The sequence below is a fragment of the Nannocystis sp. RBIL2 genome, assembly GCF_026626745.1.
Classification (GTDB): domain Bacteria; phylum Myxococcota_A; class Polyangia; order Nannocystales; family Nannocystaceae; genus Nannocystis.
Genome location: NZ_JAPNJW010000002.1, coordinates 3,062,646 through 3,079,374, shown reverse-complemented (window position 1 = coordinate 3,079,374; position 16,729 = coordinate 3,062,646). Strand labels below are relative to the sequence as shown.

At 71.6% G+C, this 16,729-nt stretch carries 12 protein-coding genes; 3 read left to right on the top strand and 9 right to left on the bottom strand.

The window, feature by feature from the left end; all coding sequences use genetic code 11:
• Window positions 1–19 precede the first annotated feature (19 nt).
• A complete protein-coding gene (locus tag OV090_RS37410; protein ID WP_267712116.1) occupies window positions 20–1,642 on the bottom strand; it encodes a M4 family metallopeptidase in 1,623 nt (540 codons plus the stop codon).
• On the bottom strand, window positions 1,606–2,196 hold the full coding sequence (locus tag OV090_RS37405) for a hypothetical protein (protein WP_267709513.1): 591 nt from the start codon (window positions 2,194–2,196) through the stop codon (window positions 1,606–1,608). Before OV090_RS37405 ends, OV090_RS37410 begins: the two co-directional genes overlap by 37 nt.
• A gap of 1,624 nt (window positions 2,197–3,820) precedes the next feature.
• Here OV090_RS37405 and OV090_RS37400 point away from each other — a divergent pair.
• On the top strand, window positions 3,821–5,023 hold the full coding sequence (locus OV090_RS37400; RefSeq protein ID WP_267709512.1) for a DUF1552 domain-containing protein: 1,203 nt from the start codon (window positions 3,821–3,823) through the stop codon (window positions 5,021–5,023).
• 94 nt (window positions 5,024–5,117) lie between these two features.
• Here OV090_RS37400 and OV090_RS37395 read toward each other — a convergent pair whose 3' ends face one another.
• The 7 genes from OV090_RS37395 to OV090_RS37365 all read right to left on the bottom strand — a co-directional run bounded on the left by OV090_RS37395 (window position 5,118) and on the right by OV090_RS37365 (window position 12,590).
• Window positions 5,118–6,314 (bottom strand): acyl-CoA dehydrogenase family protein, encoded by a 1,197-nt coding sequence (locus OV090_RS37395; RefSeq protein WP_267709511.1) that lies wholly within the window; start codon window positions 6,312–6,314, stop codon window positions 5,118–5,120.
• Window positions 6,315–6,843: 529 nt separating this feature from the next.
• Window positions 6,844–7,524 carry a hypothetical protein gene (locus tag OV090_RS37390; RefSeq protein WP_267709510.1) on the bottom strand — a complete coding sequence of 227 codons (681 nt, stop codon included), beginning with the start codon at window positions 7,522–7,524 and terminating at the stop codon, window positions 6,844–6,846.
• A gap of 33 nt (window positions 7,525–7,557) precedes the next feature.
• Complete coding sequence (locus OV090_RS37385) at window positions 7,558–8,010, bottom strand: hypothetical protein (RefSeq protein WP_267709509.1); 453 nt, start codon at window positions 8,008–8,010, stop codon at window positions 7,558–7,560.
• A gap of 70 nt (window positions 8,011–8,080) precedes the next feature.
• Window positions 8,081–9,799 carry a collagen-like protein gene (locus OV090_RS37380; RefSeq protein ID WP_267709508.1) on the bottom strand — a complete coding sequence of 573 codons (1,719 nt, stop codon included), beginning with the start codon at window positions 9,797–9,799 and terminating at the stop codon, window positions 8,081–8,083.
• Complete coding sequence (locus OV090_RS37375; protein WP_267709507.1) at window positions 9,796–10,338, bottom strand: hypothetical protein; 543 nt, start codon at window positions 10,336–10,338, stop codon at window positions 9,796–9,798. The genes OV090_RS37380 and OV090_RS37375 overlap by 4 nt, the downstream gene beginning before the upstream one ends.
• Window positions 10,339–10,845: 507 nt before the next feature.
• Window positions 10,846–12,072 carry a collagen-like protein gene (locus OV090_RS37370; RefSeq protein ID WP_267709506.1) on the bottom strand — a complete coding sequence of 409 codons (1,227 nt, stop codon included), beginning with the start codon at window positions 12,070–12,072 and terminating at the stop codon, window positions 10,846–10,848.
• Window positions 12,069–12,590, bottom strand: coding sequence for a hypothetical protein (locus OV090_RS37365; RefSeq protein WP_267709505.1), 522 nt, complete (start codon window positions 12,588–12,590; stop codon window positions 12,069–12,071). Before OV090_RS37365 ends, OV090_RS37370 begins: the two co-directional genes overlap by 4 nt.
• Window positions 12,591–13,046: 456 nt before the next feature.
• On the opposite strand from OV090_RS37365, the gene OV090_RS37360 reads away from it, so the two are divergent.
• Both OV090_RS37360 and OV090_RS37355 read left to right on the top strand, forming a co-directional pair.
• Complete coding sequence (locus tag OV090_RS37360) at window positions 13,047–13,994, top strand: hypothetical protein (RefSeq protein WP_267709504.1); 948 nt, start codon at window positions 13,047–13,049, stop codon at window positions 13,992–13,994.
• 499 nt (window positions 13,995–14,493) lie between these two features.
• Window positions 14,494–16,623 (top strand): sulfatase, encoded by a 2,130-nt coding sequence (locus OV090_RS37355; RefSeq protein WP_267709503.1) that lies wholly within the window; start codon window positions 14,494–14,496, stop codon window positions 16,621–16,623.
• Window positions 16,624–16,729: the final 106 nt, after the last annotated feature.

Below are 16,729 nucleotides of genomic sequence, written 5' to 3'. Positions count from 1 at the left end.
CCGCCCACGCGTCACGCGATCACTGCACGCCGAGGGTCAGCGTGTAATTTCCGGCGCCGGCGTACGACGCTACCGTATACGTGTAGTAGCCCGCGGTGCCGACGTAGGAGATCGACTCGCTCGACGTCGCGGTCTCGGACGCGGCGACCTGGGCCCACCCGCTGCCGTTCCACTTGAGGAGGTACAGGTCGAAGTCCGTCCCGTTCGGCCCGGTCAGGCAGGCCTTGTGAGTCTTGGTCCCGGTCGTCTGATAGTACGAGCCGTTCGGCTGGGCCTGCTGGGCTCCCGCGCCGGACAGGGTGCCCTGGTATTGCGTGCCGGAGCAGCTCCCGCCGCCGCCGCCGCCGCTGCCCGGGTCGCCAGGCACGCCGACGGCCGTCCACGCCGCGTGTACCGCAGCGACCTCCGCCGAGGCCGCCCCGTGGATCGCCGTGGCCGCCTGGGCCGTCGCGTTGCGGGCGTCCTGGAAGGTCGCGTTGGCCTGCAGATAGGTCACCAGGGCGTCGTAGAAGATCTTGCTCGCCTTGGTGATCCCGATCCCAGTGACGTTGTTGGCCGTCTTGCCGCGCGGGTGGACCCCGCCGGTGACCAGCAGCTTGAACGCCAGGTTGGCGATGCCCGAGTTCAGGTGCACGCCGCCGTTGTCCTGAGCGCCCTGGTAGCGGGTCGGCCAATAGTCGTACGACTGCCCGTCCTTCATCGGGTCGTCCATGTAGCGCATCGCGTCGCCGGAGGTGTTCGGCGTCCACGACGCCTCGCCCAGCTTCCACGTCGCCGCCGAGACCACGCCGCCGGCCACGTGGGCCTGCAACGAGGCCGCCATGATGTCGGAGAGGGCCTCGTTGAGCGCGCCGGACTGGTTCTGGTAGACGAGGTTCGCCTCGTACTGGGTGACCGCGTGGGTCAGCTCGTGGGCGACGATGTCGAGGTCGCGCGCGAGCGACGAGAAGTACTGCCCGCTGCCGTCGCCGTAGACCATCTGCTGGCCGTTCCAGAACGCGTTGTCGTAGGCGACGCTGAAGTGCACCGACGAGTGGATCGTCGCGCCGGCGCCGTTGAACGAGTCGCGGCCGAACCGATCCTTGTAGAAGTTGTAGGTCGTGCCCGCGTAGTTGAAGGCGTCCTTGACCGAGAGGTCGGCAGAGCTGCCCGGATTGGCGACTTCGCTGCCGGGCAGGTTCTCGCCCTTCTTGGCGTCGTAGACCTTGCGCACCAGCGCCCGGTGGTGCTGCGGGTGGCGCGTCACGAGCTCTCCGGTCCGGGCGTCGGCGAACACGAAGTCGCGCTCGGGCCCGTCGGCGCTGGTGTAGGTCACCTCGGCCATCCACGCGAGCGCCACCGAATCCTCGGTGACCACATAGACGAGGTCGGGTGCGTCGGTGCTGGCCGCGTCGGCCGGGAGACCGCTCAGCACCGTCGCCAGCGCCGCCTCGCCCTCGACCTCGGGCTCGCTCGCCAGGTCCTCGCCGGCGATGAACCGCCCGCTCACCGCGTGCACGCGCCCGCTGACCCCGTCGGCGTGAACCGTCAGCTCGCCGCCGATGACGGGCAGGTCGTGCAGGTACTGCTGGAACTTCACGTGGACCTGGCCACGCTCGTCGCTCTTCACGCGCAGCGGCTCGAGGTCGGTCGCCGCGTGCATGCGGAACACCGGCGCGACATCCTGCAGGAACGTCTGCGCCGCCGCGCGCGGCTCGCCCTTCGGCAGGAACCCGAGGTCGCCCGCGACCACGACGGCACCCCGTCGCCCGCAGTCACGACCTGATCGATCCGCGGCAGCCGCGACAGCGCCGCCTCCTGCACCACCATCAGCCTGGTCGGACGCTGCTTCGCCGCGTCGGCGACCATCCCGGCGTCGACCAGGAAGCTGTCACCCAGCTCGAGCCGCGCCGGGATCACGCCCCATGCCTCGCCGCGCTGCGCCAGCAGGTCCTGCAGCCGCGCGCGGCGCCCATCCTCACCGACCACGACGACCCTGGCGAAGTCGATCGGCCCGGCCGCGAACGAGAACCGCACCGCCTCCACTCCCAGGTCGAGCTCGAGCAGGCCCCCCGCCCCGAGCCCCTCGAGATCCTCGGCGGTGACGATGCGCTCCGCCGTGGAACCATCGTCCCCCGCGGTACCACCTCCTTCGAGGCAGGCCGACAGCAGGAAACACGAGACGATCGACGAGACGACTCCAGCGGTACGAAGCATGCGCAGTCCTCCTCCAGCGGGTATTCAGGGCCCATTTGAAATGGCCCTGTCCCGTGGAACATGTCCGAAGCACCCTTGCCCAGAGGCAAGGAAGAGGGTCAGCACGACCCCTATGACAGCAGCACCATACCAGAGGTGACCTGTGTCCACAATCTCCCGCGCCGACCACGGCCCCGTGCGGTCGCCTGGCGGAGCGACGCGTCGCGGAGCGCGTGGCGGCCCGCTGCGAGCCGGATCTTCCGCGAATGCGCGGCCCCCGAGACGGCCCGCGCGGGCGCTCGGCGATTGCGCAGGTCCCACCGATGGCCGGTGTGTGTTTGGCCGGGTACTCGGAGAATGCGCAGGCCCGCAGATGGCCGATGCCGGGGCGGGTGCTCGTCGAATGCGGGGTGGGACCCGCGCGGGCACGAACGGTCAGGGCTGCGGACCCCAGATCCGCTCGATCTTCGACGCCGCGATCCTCCTTGAAGAGCCCGCTGTGGGGCCACCCCCTCTGCGCCGACTGCGAGCACATGTGCCCCGGAGTGGCCTGCGGCCCGGCCGGTGCTGTCGTCGCGGCACCTGGCCCCTCACGATGCGGGCGCGGGCTCGCATCGGTCCTCGATCCATCACGTCATGCGCGCCGATACACCCCGCCGCGCGGTCTGCCAGGCCGTACTTCAAGCACCTGGCTCGCGCTCCACTCTTTCCTCTCGGAGTGCTTCAGGCGCGCCTGTACGACCCAGACGATCTCGCTATGCAGGCCGATGAACGTGCACGGGCCGTCTGCGGGGAGCGAGAGCTGCTTCGATTCGGCGACGTGATCGACCACCGGGCGACGGCCTTCAGCTCCCTACCTGACAATGTCGTGTGAGACACGGTCCCCGCGAAATTTAGAGAACAGGGCGAGTCCGTGACTCAAGAGCATGAGCAACCCAACCATCAAGAGAAGCGGCAACGAAGCGCAATCGAGTAGGCAGGGGGTGAGCGGGGCGAGGTCGTCGGGCGCCGATGCGACGAGTCAGCAACGACGTAGTCTCATCGAATCCACGGGCCGGAGGCTGCGGCTCATCGCCCTGCCCGCTTCTCGCCCCGAGCCCCGGACCTGCTTGTCTCTTCCGGTGAAGAGTGGGCTCGTCGGTCGACGTCCAGGGCCGCTTTCGCTCATGCCTCCCAAGTCACCTGGTGGGAATGGGCCGAGGGCATACGGGTGACGATGGCGCTCGCCGCGCTGTCGATGGCGTGCGGCCGTCGGCGCGCTCCCGGGGCCGAGAGCCCCGCTGCGCGCCGCGGTCGCGCCGGCGGGGACTGCCGTGGTTGCTAGCGAACACACCTTACGACGAGGCGGTGGTTCATTCATCGAGTTGCGGGTCTCCCCGTCGCCCCCAGGGCGGGGCGGAGCCGCCCCTGAACCGGGCGGAATGCATGCACAGCATGAACGCCGTTCGGGCCGGGACCGAGAGCAATGTCCATAGCCGCGCTCGCGCGGGCGAAGGATAAAGTCATGAACAGATTCACTCTCTCTCGACGAACGATGCTCAGAGGCGCAGCTGGCGTGTGCGTAGCGCTACCCTTTCTCGAAGCCATGGCGAGACCCGGCGGCGTGGGTCCGCGGCCGCGATCGGCCCATCCGCAGCGCTTTATCGTGTTCTATACGCCGAACGGCACGGTGATGAAGAATTGGCGGCCATCGGGCGACGAGGACGCATTCAAGCTCTCGCCCATCTTGCAGCCGCTGGAGTCCTACAAGGAGGAGCTCGTTATCGTCGATGGCGTCGACGCGCTGTCGGCCTATCACGGGCCGGGAGATGCCCACCAGAAGGGGACGGGGCAGGCACTGACCGGCACCCAGCTGCAAGAGGGCAATTTCAAGGGCAGCAGCGACTTCACTGCCGGTTGGGCCGACGGGATCTCGATCGATCAGAAGATCGCCGACGCGATCGCGGGCTCGACGAAGTTTCGCTCGCTCGAGTTCGGGGTCCGCATCAAGGGCGCCACGGTCAGCTCGCGGATCTCCTACCGCGGCCCGGCCCAGCCGCTCCCGCCTGAGGTCGATCCGGCGGCGGGTTTCGCCCGGATCTTCGGCGACCTCCATCTGTCCGCCGACGAGCGCGCGCGCAAGATCGCCGAGCGTCGCAGGGTCCTCGACGCAGTCGCAGCGGACTACGAGCGGCTCCTGCCGAGGGTCGGGGCGGCCGACCGGATCAAGCTGGAGGCGCACCTCGAGGCGGTCCGCGACATCGAGGGGCGGCTCGAGTCCGGGTACGACGAGAGTAGCGCGTGTGTGCCGCCCGAGCTCTCCGACGAGCCCGATCTGCAGACGCTGGCGAAGGTCCCGGCGCTCGGCAAGCTGCAGATGGATCTCCTCGCCATGGCGATCGCCTGCGATCTGACCCGAGTGGCATCGATCATGTGGGCGAACTCTTCGAATATCGACCCGTTCCCGTGGCTGTCGATCCACGAGGCGCACCACGAGCTGTCTCACCGCGGGGACGGCGACGACGACGCGCAGGAGAAGTTGACGAAGATCAACACCTGGTACGCGGAACAGTTCGCCTACCTGCTCGCCAAATTGAGGGCGATCCCCGAAGGCGACGGCACGGTCCTCGACAACACCTTGGTGGTGTGGGTCAACGAGCATCAGAAGGGCAATAACCACGATCGCAACCAGATGCCCTACGTCCTCGCCGGGAAGGCGGGCGGCGCGGTGAAGACGGGCCGCTGGCTTCGGGTCGACGGCGAGGTGCCGCACAACAACCTCTGGGTCGGCTGCATGCACGCGATGGGGATCGAGGAGATGAGCTTCGGCAACCCCAAGTACTGCACCGGCGCCCTGAGCCTGGCCTGAGGCCGCGTGCGGCAGAATGCTCTGCGCTCAGAACGCCGTCCGGGTGCACAGGAAGCCCAGGGCGCGGACATGGGGCGTTGCGAGCGGGGTTGCTTCACAGCAGCGGCAGGCCGCACACGTGCTTGCCGATGAAGTCGTAGAGCAGGTCCGTCGTCGGCGACATCACCGTCGCCGCGTGGGCGTCGCGGAATTGGCGTTCGACGCCTACTTCTTTGCGGTAGGCCGCGCCGCCGCAGATCCGCATGGCCAGCTCGGTGACCTCGGTGGCGACCTCGGCGGCGGCTGCCTTGACCTCGAGCACGCGCAGCAGGGCGTCGGGGCGGCTGCTCTCGAGGGCGGCGAGGGTGTCGGCCAGGAGGGCGCGGGCCATGTCGCGCTTGACGATGCAACGAGCGACGAAGGCGCGGATGGTCGGCAGGTCGGCGAGGGTCTGATCGATGTGGGCGAAGCGGGCCCGGCTGGCGTGGGCGACCGCGCCGGTCACCGCGGCGTCGACGAGGCCGACGTAGCAGGCGGCGGAGAGCACCTGGAAGTGCGGCAGGACGGTGGTCATCATGATGTCGAGGCCGCCGCCGTCGAGGCCGAGCATGGCCGAGGCGTCGACGAGGACGTTCTCGGCCCGGATCGGCGCCGACGAATTGCCGCGCAGGCCGAGGCCGTCGAACGGGCGCGGGACGCTGAGACCCGGGGCGTTCGCGGGCACCAGCCACAAGGTGCTGAGCTCCTGGGCGGCGACCGGCTGGCTCGACCATACGTAGCTGTCGGCCTGGCCCGCGGAGGTCGACCAGCTCTTCTCGGCGTCGAGGCGGATCCTGTCACCGGGGACCGCCCGCGCGGTGCTGACGGGGGCCCAGAAGTGGCTGCGCGAACCGGCCTCGGAGAAGGCGAGGGTGGTGATGTGCTCGCCGGCGGCGATGGCCGCCCGGACTGCGCGCGGACCGTGGCGCTCGATCACCGCAGTCCCGCAATAATGCATACACAAGACCATGCCGGTCGAACCGCACGCGCCGCCGACGAGCTCGACGACCTCGGCCGCGGCTCGCAGGCCGAGGCCGGCGCCACCCACGTCCTCGGCGCTCGTGAGGCCGAGCAGGCCGGCGGCCCCCAGGCTGCGCATGGCGGTCCGCGGAAACTGACCGCGATCGACGTCGCAAGCGTGCGGGGCGACGACTTCTTCGACGATCCGCCGCGCGCGCTGAAGATACCCGGGGTCGCTGTTCATGGCAGCCATCGTCTTGCGCCAGGGCCGATCGGGCAAGCACGCGGGACCGAGGTTGCTCGAGGTGAGCATGCCCCGAACTGTGTTATGAATCGCTGTTAGGTGTCGCGCCGCGGCGACAATGGGCGAAACGGCGCGCAAGAGCTGCGCGCGTCGGCGCGTTCGCAGATCGGCAGATCGGGCGCGGCGCAGTGAATCGGGTTCAGCTCCCTGTCCGCGAGGCCAGGGCGGTCGGGCCCGCGCTTTCACAAAACCGGCCGCTCCCGCGGGAATGGTGGCAGCGACCGGCGGCACCGCGCGGGTCTTCCGGCGCCCGAGCGGCCGCCTCCGCGGCTCCCTCAGGAATGGTGGCAGCGACCGGCGGCACCGGACTGGCGCTCGCCGGTACCCGAGCGGCCGCCTCCGGCAGCTCTGCGGGAATGGCGGCAGCGACTGGCGGGGCGGCAGGGGTCGGTGCTCGCCGGGACCTGAGCGGCCGCCGGCGGCGGGTCCCCGGAATGGTGGCAGCGAACGGCGGGCTGGTGCCGGCCCGCGCTCGAGCGCGCTCGATGCGAATGTCCTTCGGGGCAGGTGTGTCGAATACGCAGGGCGCTGGCTCGCGTCAGCCTTGCGCCTCGGGGTTCGGTCGTTCGCGCGGCGGCGGGGCTTGTGAGCCGTCGAAGGCGATCGGCACGGCCACCGAGACGTCGACGCCGGGGGGCTGAGGCAGCGCGGGCGGGGTCTGGGCGATCTGTCCCATCAGGCAGGTTCCGACGCCGGGCATCCCGGGCACGTCGGGGACGCCGAGCGCCACCATCTGGCCCTCGGCGGTGTAGGTGGCCTCGACCGTGAACGTGGCGGCGTAGTCCGAGCCCGGGGGCCAGCAGCTCTTGCGCAGGCTGTCGCGGCGGGCCTGGAAGTCGGCGCGCAGGGCCGCCTCGACGGCGGGTCGGGCCGCCTCGCTGGCCTCGCTGGCGGCGTTCAGGCCGGGGCTGCCCGTCAGGGGCGGGGACGGGGCGACCGGCTCGGCTGCGGGCCGCTCCCGGGTGGCGACTGCGGACGACGCGGGCGTCCCCGGGTCGGCGGTGCCGACCGGCATGGAATGGCGCTCGGTGGCGCGGGCCGGGTCGTAGTCGGCGGCGCCGACACCGAGCTTGCGGCCGTCGTCGGCCGCGGCCGCGCTCGCGGCCGAGGCCTCGGCGCCGGGCGCGGTGGCGGGCGCGTCGCCGACGAGCTGCCACGCGAGCAGCCCGATGCCGGCGAGCAGCGCCGCGCTCACGAGGTAGAAGCTGCGCGAGGCCATGATGATGCTCCTTGGGACATGTCTCTCAGGACATTATGGAAAGGACAGGGGGAGGTCGGCCGTGACGACCTGGCCGGGGCGGGGGATCCGCAGCGGCGGCAGCTGGGCGAGTACGCACTGGGTGATCGCCTGTCGGGCCTCGTCGCGGGTCTCGACCACGCCGCGGGCGATCTGCACGCCCTCGGGGTCGAAGGTGAAGTTGAAGGTGAACGAGATGGTCGGGGGCGTCGCCTCGCCGGCGACCGCGGGCAAATAGCAGCTCTGGCGCAGCGCGCCGCGATGATAGGCGAGGGCGTTGGCGGCGTGCTGGCGCGCGACCGCGAGGTCGACCGGCGGGGGCGACGCGGGCGCCGACACGAGCGCGGGAGGCTCGGGCGGAGGGGCCGGCGGAGCGGCGGGCGCGGCCGGGTTCAGGCCGCGGAGACCGAAGAAGAGGGCCAGCGCGAGCATGGCGCCAGCCAGGAGGATTGCCGTCGGGGTCGACACGGAGAGGCGGTAAGGGTGCCTGAACGCGCGCCCTGCTGCCAGCAGCAGCAGGGCGCGCAGGGCTGTCGGTTCAGTTGGTGACCTGGACCCAGCCGTTGATCGCGTCGTTGGCGTCGAGCGCCACGGTGCTGTACCGGTGGCGCACACAGAAGCCGACCTCCCAGGTGCCTGCCCCCGGCACCACCGTCCCCGAGGCCGTGTGCGTGAACGGCAGCCACTCGGTGTAGGTGCTCTGGTAGTTGGCGGCGCCCGCGAAGTTGGTCAGCGCATTGCCGCCGCTGCGATAACAGAGGTCGATGTCGACCGCCATGTAGAAGTCGGCGGTGCCATGGCCGAGGCCCGCGGCGACGACTCCGGTGAGCCGCTGGGTGCCCACGGTCGTGATCGATACGGTCGGCCCGATGAACTGCCACGGCAGGTTCTGATTGACGGCGCCGGTGATCAGCGCCGGCGCGAGGCCGCTGATCTTCGCGGTGGCGACGATGCCCGTGGGACCTTGCGGGCCCTGGGGACCCTGCGGGCCGGTGGGGCCGGCGGGGCCGGCGGGGCCGGCGGGGCCGGCGGGGCCGGCGGGGCCGGCCGGGCCGGCGGGGCCGGTGGCGCCGCCGGGACCGGCGGGGCCCATGGGGCCGATCGGGCCGATCGGGCCGGCGGGGCCGGCGGGGCCGGCAGGGCCGGCGGGACCGGTGGGACCGGCGGGGCCGGCCGGTCCGGGCGGGCCCTCGGCGCCGGCGGGACCGGCGGGACCGGGCTCGCCTTGCGGGCCCTGGGCGCCCTGCGGGCCGGGCTCACCTTGCGGACCCGGGGCGCCGGCGGGACCGGGCTCGCCTTGCGCGCCCTGGGCCCCCTGCGGGCCGGTCTCGCCCTGCGGGCCTTGCGGACCGGCGGGGCCGGGCTCGCCTTGCGGGCCCTGGGCGCCCTGCGGGCCGGTCTCGCCCTGGGGCCCCTGGGGACCCTGTGCGCCCTGGGGGCCCTGCTGGCCCTGGGGACCCTGCGGGCCTTCGGGGCCGGCGGGACCGGCAGGGCCGGCAGGACCGGCGGGGCCGACCTGGCCGACGTCGCCGGCGGGGCCCTGCGGACCTTCGGGGCCGGCGGGACCGGCGGGACCGGCGGGGCCGGCGGGGCCTTCGGGTCCGGCTGGGCCGTCAGCGCCCTCTGGGCCGGCGGGGCCGGCAGGACCGGCGGGGCCGGCGGGGCCGGCGGGACCTTCGGCGCCCGCGGGACCCTCGGGGCCGGCGGGACCGGCGGCGCCGGCAGGTCCGGGCGGGCCCGCAGGTCCGATCAATCCCGAGGGATCGCCGACCCATTGACCGTTCTGATCGATGACCGGACCGAAGCCCTGGATATTGACATTGGTGGGGTTGATCTCGCCGCGGACGTCGCCGGCGAACATGGCGTAAGGGACGCTGACGATGGCGGCGCGGGGGGTCATCTCCGGGTCGGCGCCGACGGTGATGCCGAGCCAGCGGGTGGAGCCGTCGAAGACGTTCTCGTCGAGGACCAACTGCTCGCCGAGGCGGACCGAGAAGAAGCCCTCGTCGAAGTCGACGGTGATGGTCTCGGACCAGATCTCGTTGCCGGCGACCTCGGCGTCGTAGATGGTGAAGGTGAGGTCCTGGGTGCCGTCGACGGGCGAGCCGGTGCCGTCGAACAGGCGACCCTGGTGGGTCACGAGCTCGGGCACGGCGAGCGCGCTGGCCTCGATCGGCGTCGCCCACGCGGCCGCGAGGACCGCCCCGAGCCACCATTTTTTCATCGTCAAGACAGGAGCGAAGCGTTGCGTCGTCATGGAGGGTTCCCGTTGGCGCCGATCAGGCCGCCCTGCAGGCGAAAGTTGTCCGAGGTGTAGACGCCCTGGTTTTGGGTGGGCTGACCCAGGGTGAAGACCATGCGGAAGTTGGGGCTCGAGGCCACGGTCCCGCTGTTGACGGTCTGGGTGATCGACTTGCCGACGACCTCGTTGCCGGTGGTGCCGTCGGTGTCGGTATCCGTGGTGTCCGTGGTCGTGGTCGTGGTCGTCGTGGTCGTCGTCGTCGTGTCGGTGGTCTCGGTGGTGGTCGGCTCCGTCGGGTCGACCGCGGTGGTCGAATCGGTGCCCGTCACCGAGGTGGTCGGCGGTGTCTCCGTGGTGGTCCCGGGGACCGTGGTGGTCGGCGGCGATTCAGTGTCGGAATCGTCCGTCGTCTGCGTGGTCGTACCCTGCGCGGTGTCGGTGACCGTGGTCGTGTCGTCGGCGCACGCGCTCGCCAGCAGCGCGACGACGCCGAGCGCCGCCCACGGGCGCGGCGGCCCATGGGCCGTACTTCCAATCCATGCCATCAAGTGCATCCTCGCTCCCTATGCAATCTGCCGACGGCACACACAGGTCCGCCGGTGGTCGCCAGACTATCCACAAAGCCCGAGCATGCTGAAGGTCTCCGAGTGTGGTCGCGCGGAGACATTCGCGCCCGGCGCCGGGGCGAAAGTCGCGACGCCCGCGCGGGGGCGGCCTCGCGCGAATCGAGGGCGGCGCGGGCCGGTCGGGTCGATTCGCCGGTTTGCGCGGTTCTCCGCGGCCACCACGAGCTCCAGGATCCGTCGCTGGAGTGTGAACATTACGCGCTCGAAAGCGCCCGAGAGCGCGCAGGCGCTGGGGGCTCGCCGGGACGATCGCCGCCGCGCCTCGCCCCGGCCGGCGGGCCCGAGCGACCGCCGGATCTGCGCGAATTCGCAGCGGGCGCGGCGGATTGCCGGGTTCAATGTGGGCAGTCGCGAATGATGCGTGGTCGCTGCAATGCACGACCGCGCGGGCTGGCTCATGAGACATGTCGAGGCGCGGGGGCCTCGTCGCACCGATCAATTCGTCAGCAGCACCCAGCCGTTGACGCGGTTGTTCTCGTCGAGCACCTCGCCGCCGTAATTGTTGCGGATGCACATGCCGACGGTCCAGGTGCCGGCGCCGGGCAGCACCGTGCCGGCGGCGGAGAACGAATTGGCGAATTGCTCGATGCGCGGCGACACGAAGTTGACGCCGCTGAAGTTCTTCAGCGGCTGTGCGCCCTCGCGGTAACAGAGGTCGAGGTCGACCCGGCGCCAGATGAGGGTCGTGCCGTGGGCCAGGCCCGCGGTGGCGGTGCCGGTCAGTCGCTGGCCGGCCTCGGCGACGATGACGACGGTCGGGCCGATGAACACCCACGCGGGGTCGAGCGGGACGTCGTCGATGGCGCCGGCGAAGCTCGCGGTGGCGACGATGCCGGTGGGCCCCTGCGGGCCGAGCGGGCCGGCGGGGCCTTGCGGGCCTTGTGGGCCTTGCGGGCCTTGCGGGCCCTGCACGCCGGCGGGCCCGGCCGCACCCGCGGGGCCGGTGGCGCCTGCGGGCCCGGCAGGACCGGCGGGGCCGGCGGGGCCCATCGGACCGGCGGCGCCCATCGGGCCCTGGGGACCCGCGGGACCGGGGGCGCCCTCGGGGCCGGCGGGGCCGGCAGGACCGGCGGGACCGGCGGGGCCTTCGGGGCCGGCGGGACCCTCGGGGCCAGCGGGACCAGCGGCGCCGGCAGGTCCGGGCGGGCCGGCGGGTCCGATCAATCCCGAGGGATCGCCGACCCATTGACCGTTCTGATCGATGACCGGACCGAAGCCCTGGATATTGACGTTGGTGGGGTTGATCTCGCCGCGGACGTCGCCGGCGAACATGGCGTAGGGGACGCTGACGATGGCGGCGCGGGGGGTCATCTCCGGGTCGGCGCCGACGGTGATGCCGAGCCAGCGGGTGGAGCCGTCGAAGACGTTCTCGTCGAGGACCAATTGCTCGCCGAGGCGGACCGAGAAGTAGCCCTCGTCGAAGTCGACGGTGATGGTCTCGGACCACAGCTCGTTGCCGGCGACCTCGGCGTCGTAAATGGTGAAGGTGAGGTCCTGGGTGCCGTCGACCGGCGAGCCGGTGTTGTCGAACAGGCGGCCCTGGTGGGTCACGAGCTCGGGCACCGCGAGCGCGCGCGCCTCTGTCGGGGTCAGGGTGGCGACGACGAGCGCCGCGGCGAGCCATCGGCGCGGGAGAGACAGTCCGAATCGTTGCATCGTCATGGAGGGCTCCCGTTGGCGCCGATCAGGCCGCCGCGCAGGCTGAAGTTATTCGAGGTGTAATGACCCTGGTTCTGGGTCGGCTGACCCAGGGTGAAGATCATGCGGAAGTTGGGGCTCGTGGCCACGGTCCCGCTGTTGACGGTCTGGGTGATCGAATTGCCGGCGAGCGGGTCGCCGGTGGTGGTATCGGTGTCCGTCGAGCCGGTGTCGGTGTTGCCGGTCGTCGTGGTCGTCGTCGTCGTCGTCGAATCGGTGGTGGTCGGCGCGACGGTGGTGGTCGAGTCGGTGCTGGTGCTCGTCGGCGCGACGGTGGTGGTCGGCGCGACGGTGGTGGTCGGCTCGTCCGTGGTGACGGTCGATTCGTCCGTGGTCTGCGTGGTGGTGCCCTGCGCCGTGTCGGTCACCGTGGTCGTGTCGTCGGCACAGCCGACGAGCAGCGCGGCGGCGGCGAAGCTCGCCCACCAGCCCGGCCGCGGCGGGCCGTGGGCCCCCGTTCCTGTCGATCCCATGAGCTGCATCGTTGCTCCTCTAGCCAATCCGCCGGCGCCGCTCAGGGCCCGCCGGCGAGCGGAGAGTAGCCGCGACGCCGTGCGCCGCGAAGGGCCTTTCGGGCGGCCGCGGCAGGCCGTCGAGATCGAGGATGCGCGAAATCACGCGCGGCTTCGGGTCGGCGCCGGGGGCCGCAGTGTGGCCATTTCACCGCGGCCGGTTGGGCGGTCGGCCCGGCCCTGGACCGGGCGCCGCCCCGCCTCGCGGCGAACGGCGATCGGGCCGCAGCGGCATGTCTCGAAGGACATGTCCGGGGGCCGGCCACGGCCTGTCCGAAGGGGCAGCTCCTCGATCGAGCCGGTGGCGGCACGGCTCGGGCGGACGCCGATGCGAGATGTGGGCGGCGAGATCGTGGCGAAGCAGAGGCGGACTTCCTCACACGCCGTCGCCGCGAAATCCCGCGCCGGTCGCGGTAGCGTCGCGCGATGGACGAACGCGAGAAGGACACGCGCGAGAAGATCGAGGCGCTGAAGGCCGCGCTGGCCCGCACGGGCGCCGCCGAGGAGCTGTACGAACAACACCGGATCGCCGAGGTCGCCCTCGATTTTCGCCAGTCCGACGAGATCGCCGGGCTGCCGCCGGTCGACGAGGCGCTGGTCGATGAGCTGCGCGCGCTGTCGCTGGAGGCGCTCAAGCGGGCCGCGACGGGCGGCCACACGGACGCGGCGATCGGCCTGGCGCGGCGGGTCCTGCAGCACGAGGATTCCGAGCTCGCAGGCGCGGCGTGGCCGGCGTTGACGCGCCAGGCCGCGGCGGACGAGACCGGCGCGCTCGACGTGCTGATCAGTTACATGTGGACGCGCGGGCTGGGCGGGCCCGACGGCAGCGACGGCGACGAGGACGAGGCCCGCGCCGCGGCCGTGCGCGCGGCCGAGAAGGGCAACGCCGACGGCCTGTTCGAGGCCGCGGTGCTGGTCGGGCGCAGCGACCCGGACGCCGGCCGCGCCTACAACGCCAAGGCCGCCGCGCTCGGGCAGCCGCGGGCGATGTTCAACGAGGGCTATTACGCGGAGACCGGCGACCGCGTGCCGCAGGACGACGCGGTCGCGTTCCAGTGGTACCGCAAGGCCGCCGACCTCGGTCACGTCAAGGCCGGCGCGCTGGTCGGCATCAAGTGCTACCAGGGCCGCGGCCACGCGCGTGACCCCGAAATTATCACGCAGTACCTCGGGATCGCCCAGTCCGGCGGCTTCCCGTGGGCCAGCCTCGCCGAGGTGCTGTCCGTCAGCGACGAGGAGATCGCCGAGATGCGCTCGATCGCCGGCATCGAAGAGGACGACTACGACCCGTACGGCGACGCCGACGAGGACGACGAGGACGACGAGGAGTTCGAGGACGACGAGGACGCGGACGACGGGGACGAGAAGAACTGAGATGGCTTCCGGGACATGTCTTTAAAAAAGAAAGACATGTTCATGGGACCTCGCCGCGCTTGCGGAGCGAGGCGCCCTGCCGATCGACAGGAGCGAACTGCGAGCGACGGGGCGAGGAGGTGGCGCTCACCGCAATGAGCGGCCTGGCGGGTTGCGCTCGTATGGCTGAAGAGACATGCGGATCGGCGGCGGGCCTCGCTCGCATGGCTGCAAGGACATGCCCTTCGGGGCATGTCTTTAAAAACATCAGGCGGAGCGACGGGCCATCGCGCGCAGCGCGTCGCGCGTCGCGCGCGATGGCGCCTCCTCGGCGGGGCGATCGCTACCTGCGTGCGCTTCAACATGCAACCGGCCTTCTGGACCCGAGCGGGGCCGAAAGGCCGCCTGAAGGGCCTCTGGCGGGCCGGCGGCCGTACCGACCTCTGCATATGTGAGCGCCGGCAAACATCGTCACGCTTCCGTCACGCCGCGACGTCGGGCACAATGCGGCGCTGCCGCGATGTCCGTCGAAGATCCGCCCAGAACGGCGTTCCTGGCCCATATTCCGTTTGCCGCCGCGGTCGCCGGCCTGGCCTCCCTGATCGATTTCCTCGGCGGGGGGCAGGGTGTGGGTGTGTCGGCGGCGCTGGCTGCCCTCGGCGTCGGCGTCGGCGCCGGCGCGGTGCTCGGAGGCGTGTTCGCCGGGGTGCTGCGCGGGCTCCGGCGGCTGCCGACGTGGGGGCGGGCGCTCGCGTGGCTGGCGATCGGCGCCGGCCTCACCGCCTGGCTCATGGACCAGCTCGGGGTGTTCGCCCGCTTCGGCGGCAAGGACCACGCCGACGCCGTGGCCGCGGCGATCGCCGGCGTGGGCGCGGGCCTCGGGCTGGCGGTCCTCGGGTTCGTCGCCCAGCCGTCGGCCGACAAGGCGGCCTGGCTGTCGCGCACGCGGAAGCGGCCGCTGTGGACCGGCCCGCTGCTCACCGTGGCGGCGATCGGCTTCATCGTCGCCGACCGTCAGGTGGGCGTCGACAACTACCCGGCGGCGCACACTGCACTGCGGGTGATGGCGGTGCTGATGCTGACCATCACCGGCGTCATCTGCATGCGCTACTGGCCCCTGCGCCTGCGCCTGCCCGCGTGGGGGCGGCGCGTCGGCGCCGGCCTGCTCGCGCTGCCGTTCGTGTGGGCGCTCGTGGTCGTCGACGGCGATCGCGACCTGCTCGCGGGTCTGCTCGCGCGGCCGTTCTCGAGCCTGTCGCTGCGGACGCTGCGGAACCTCGGCGACGTCGACCGCGACGGCTACTCGCCGATCCTCGGCGGTGGCGACTGCGCCCCGTTCAACGCCGCGGTCCACCCGTTCGCGCGCGAGCTGCCCGGCAACGGCGTCGACGACAACTGCGTCCTCGGCGATCTGGCCGTCGAGACGCCGCCGGCCGACCCGCCGGTGCCCGACAAGCCGCCGCCGACCAGCGTCATCCTCATCACCATCGACACCCTGCGCGCCGACCACGTCAGCTGGGGCGGCAAGCGCAACACCACCCCCGAGATGAAGAAGTGGTCCGAGAGCGGGACCCGCTTCATCCGCGCCTACACCGGCGGCTCGTGGACCAGCCTCGCCCTGTCCTCGCTGTTCCGTGGGGTGTATCCGCGGCGGCTGGTGTGGAACCCCTTCTACGAGACCAACAAGTTCCGCCTGCTGCGCAGCACCGAGATGGACCAACTCGACGACGGCGAGCTGGTCAAGCTCAAGTTCGGCCTGCCGGCGCCCGACAAGTACGTGCCGCTGCAGACCTTCTTGAAGCGGCGCGGCATGTACACCGCCGCGGTCATCGACGACGGCTCGACCGGCTTCCTCGACGCCTCGACCGGCGCATACCCGGACTTCGACGAGTACCAGGAGGTCTCGGGCAAGTCGCTCGACGTCGCCGTCACCGACGCGGCGCTCAAGATCCTCGACGCGCAGCCGAAGGACCGCCCGTTCTTCCTGTGGGCCCATTACTTCGGCCCGCACGGCGGCCACTCGTGGCACCGCGGGGTGCCGCGCTGGGGCAACAGCGTCGCCGGCAAGTACGATCACGAGGTCGCGTGGACCGACAAGCAGGTCGGCCGCCTGCTCGAGCGCATCGACGAGCTCGCCAAGGAGCGCGAGATCGCCGTCATCATCACCGCCGACCACGGCGAGAGCCTCGGCGCCAAGCGGCGCACCCACGGCGTCGGCGTCGGCGAGGACGACATCCGCGTGCCGCTGGTCGTCCGCGGCCCCGGCTTCGCCCCCGGGACCACCTCGAAGCAGCTCGTCGGCACCGTCGACGTGATGCCGACGATCCTCAAGTGGACCGAGACCCCCGCGCCCGACGGCCTCGACGGCCGCGACCTCGCCGGCATCCTGTCGAACCCCGCGTCCAACAAGAACCGCGTGCTGGTCGCCGAGACCTGGCGCTTCGTCGCCAACGGCGAGGCGACCCACAACATGGTCACGGTGTTCGACGGCACGTACAAGCTGGTGTGCAACCTGCTCGACGAGGCGCTGTCGGCCCGCAAGCAGCAAGGCGACAAGCCGCTGCCGTACGGCGAGCCGAAGGTCGAGCGGCTGCAGGACGCGCTCGACCAGTACCTCGAGCGCACGGGGCCGCCGAACTTCGTCGACTGATCGGAGATGTCCGAACGGGCATGCTCTCGGAGACATGCCCGAGAAGACATGTCCTGGAGGACATGCCCGACGGCTCGCCGGTCAGCTGCAGGCGCGGGCCCTGGCC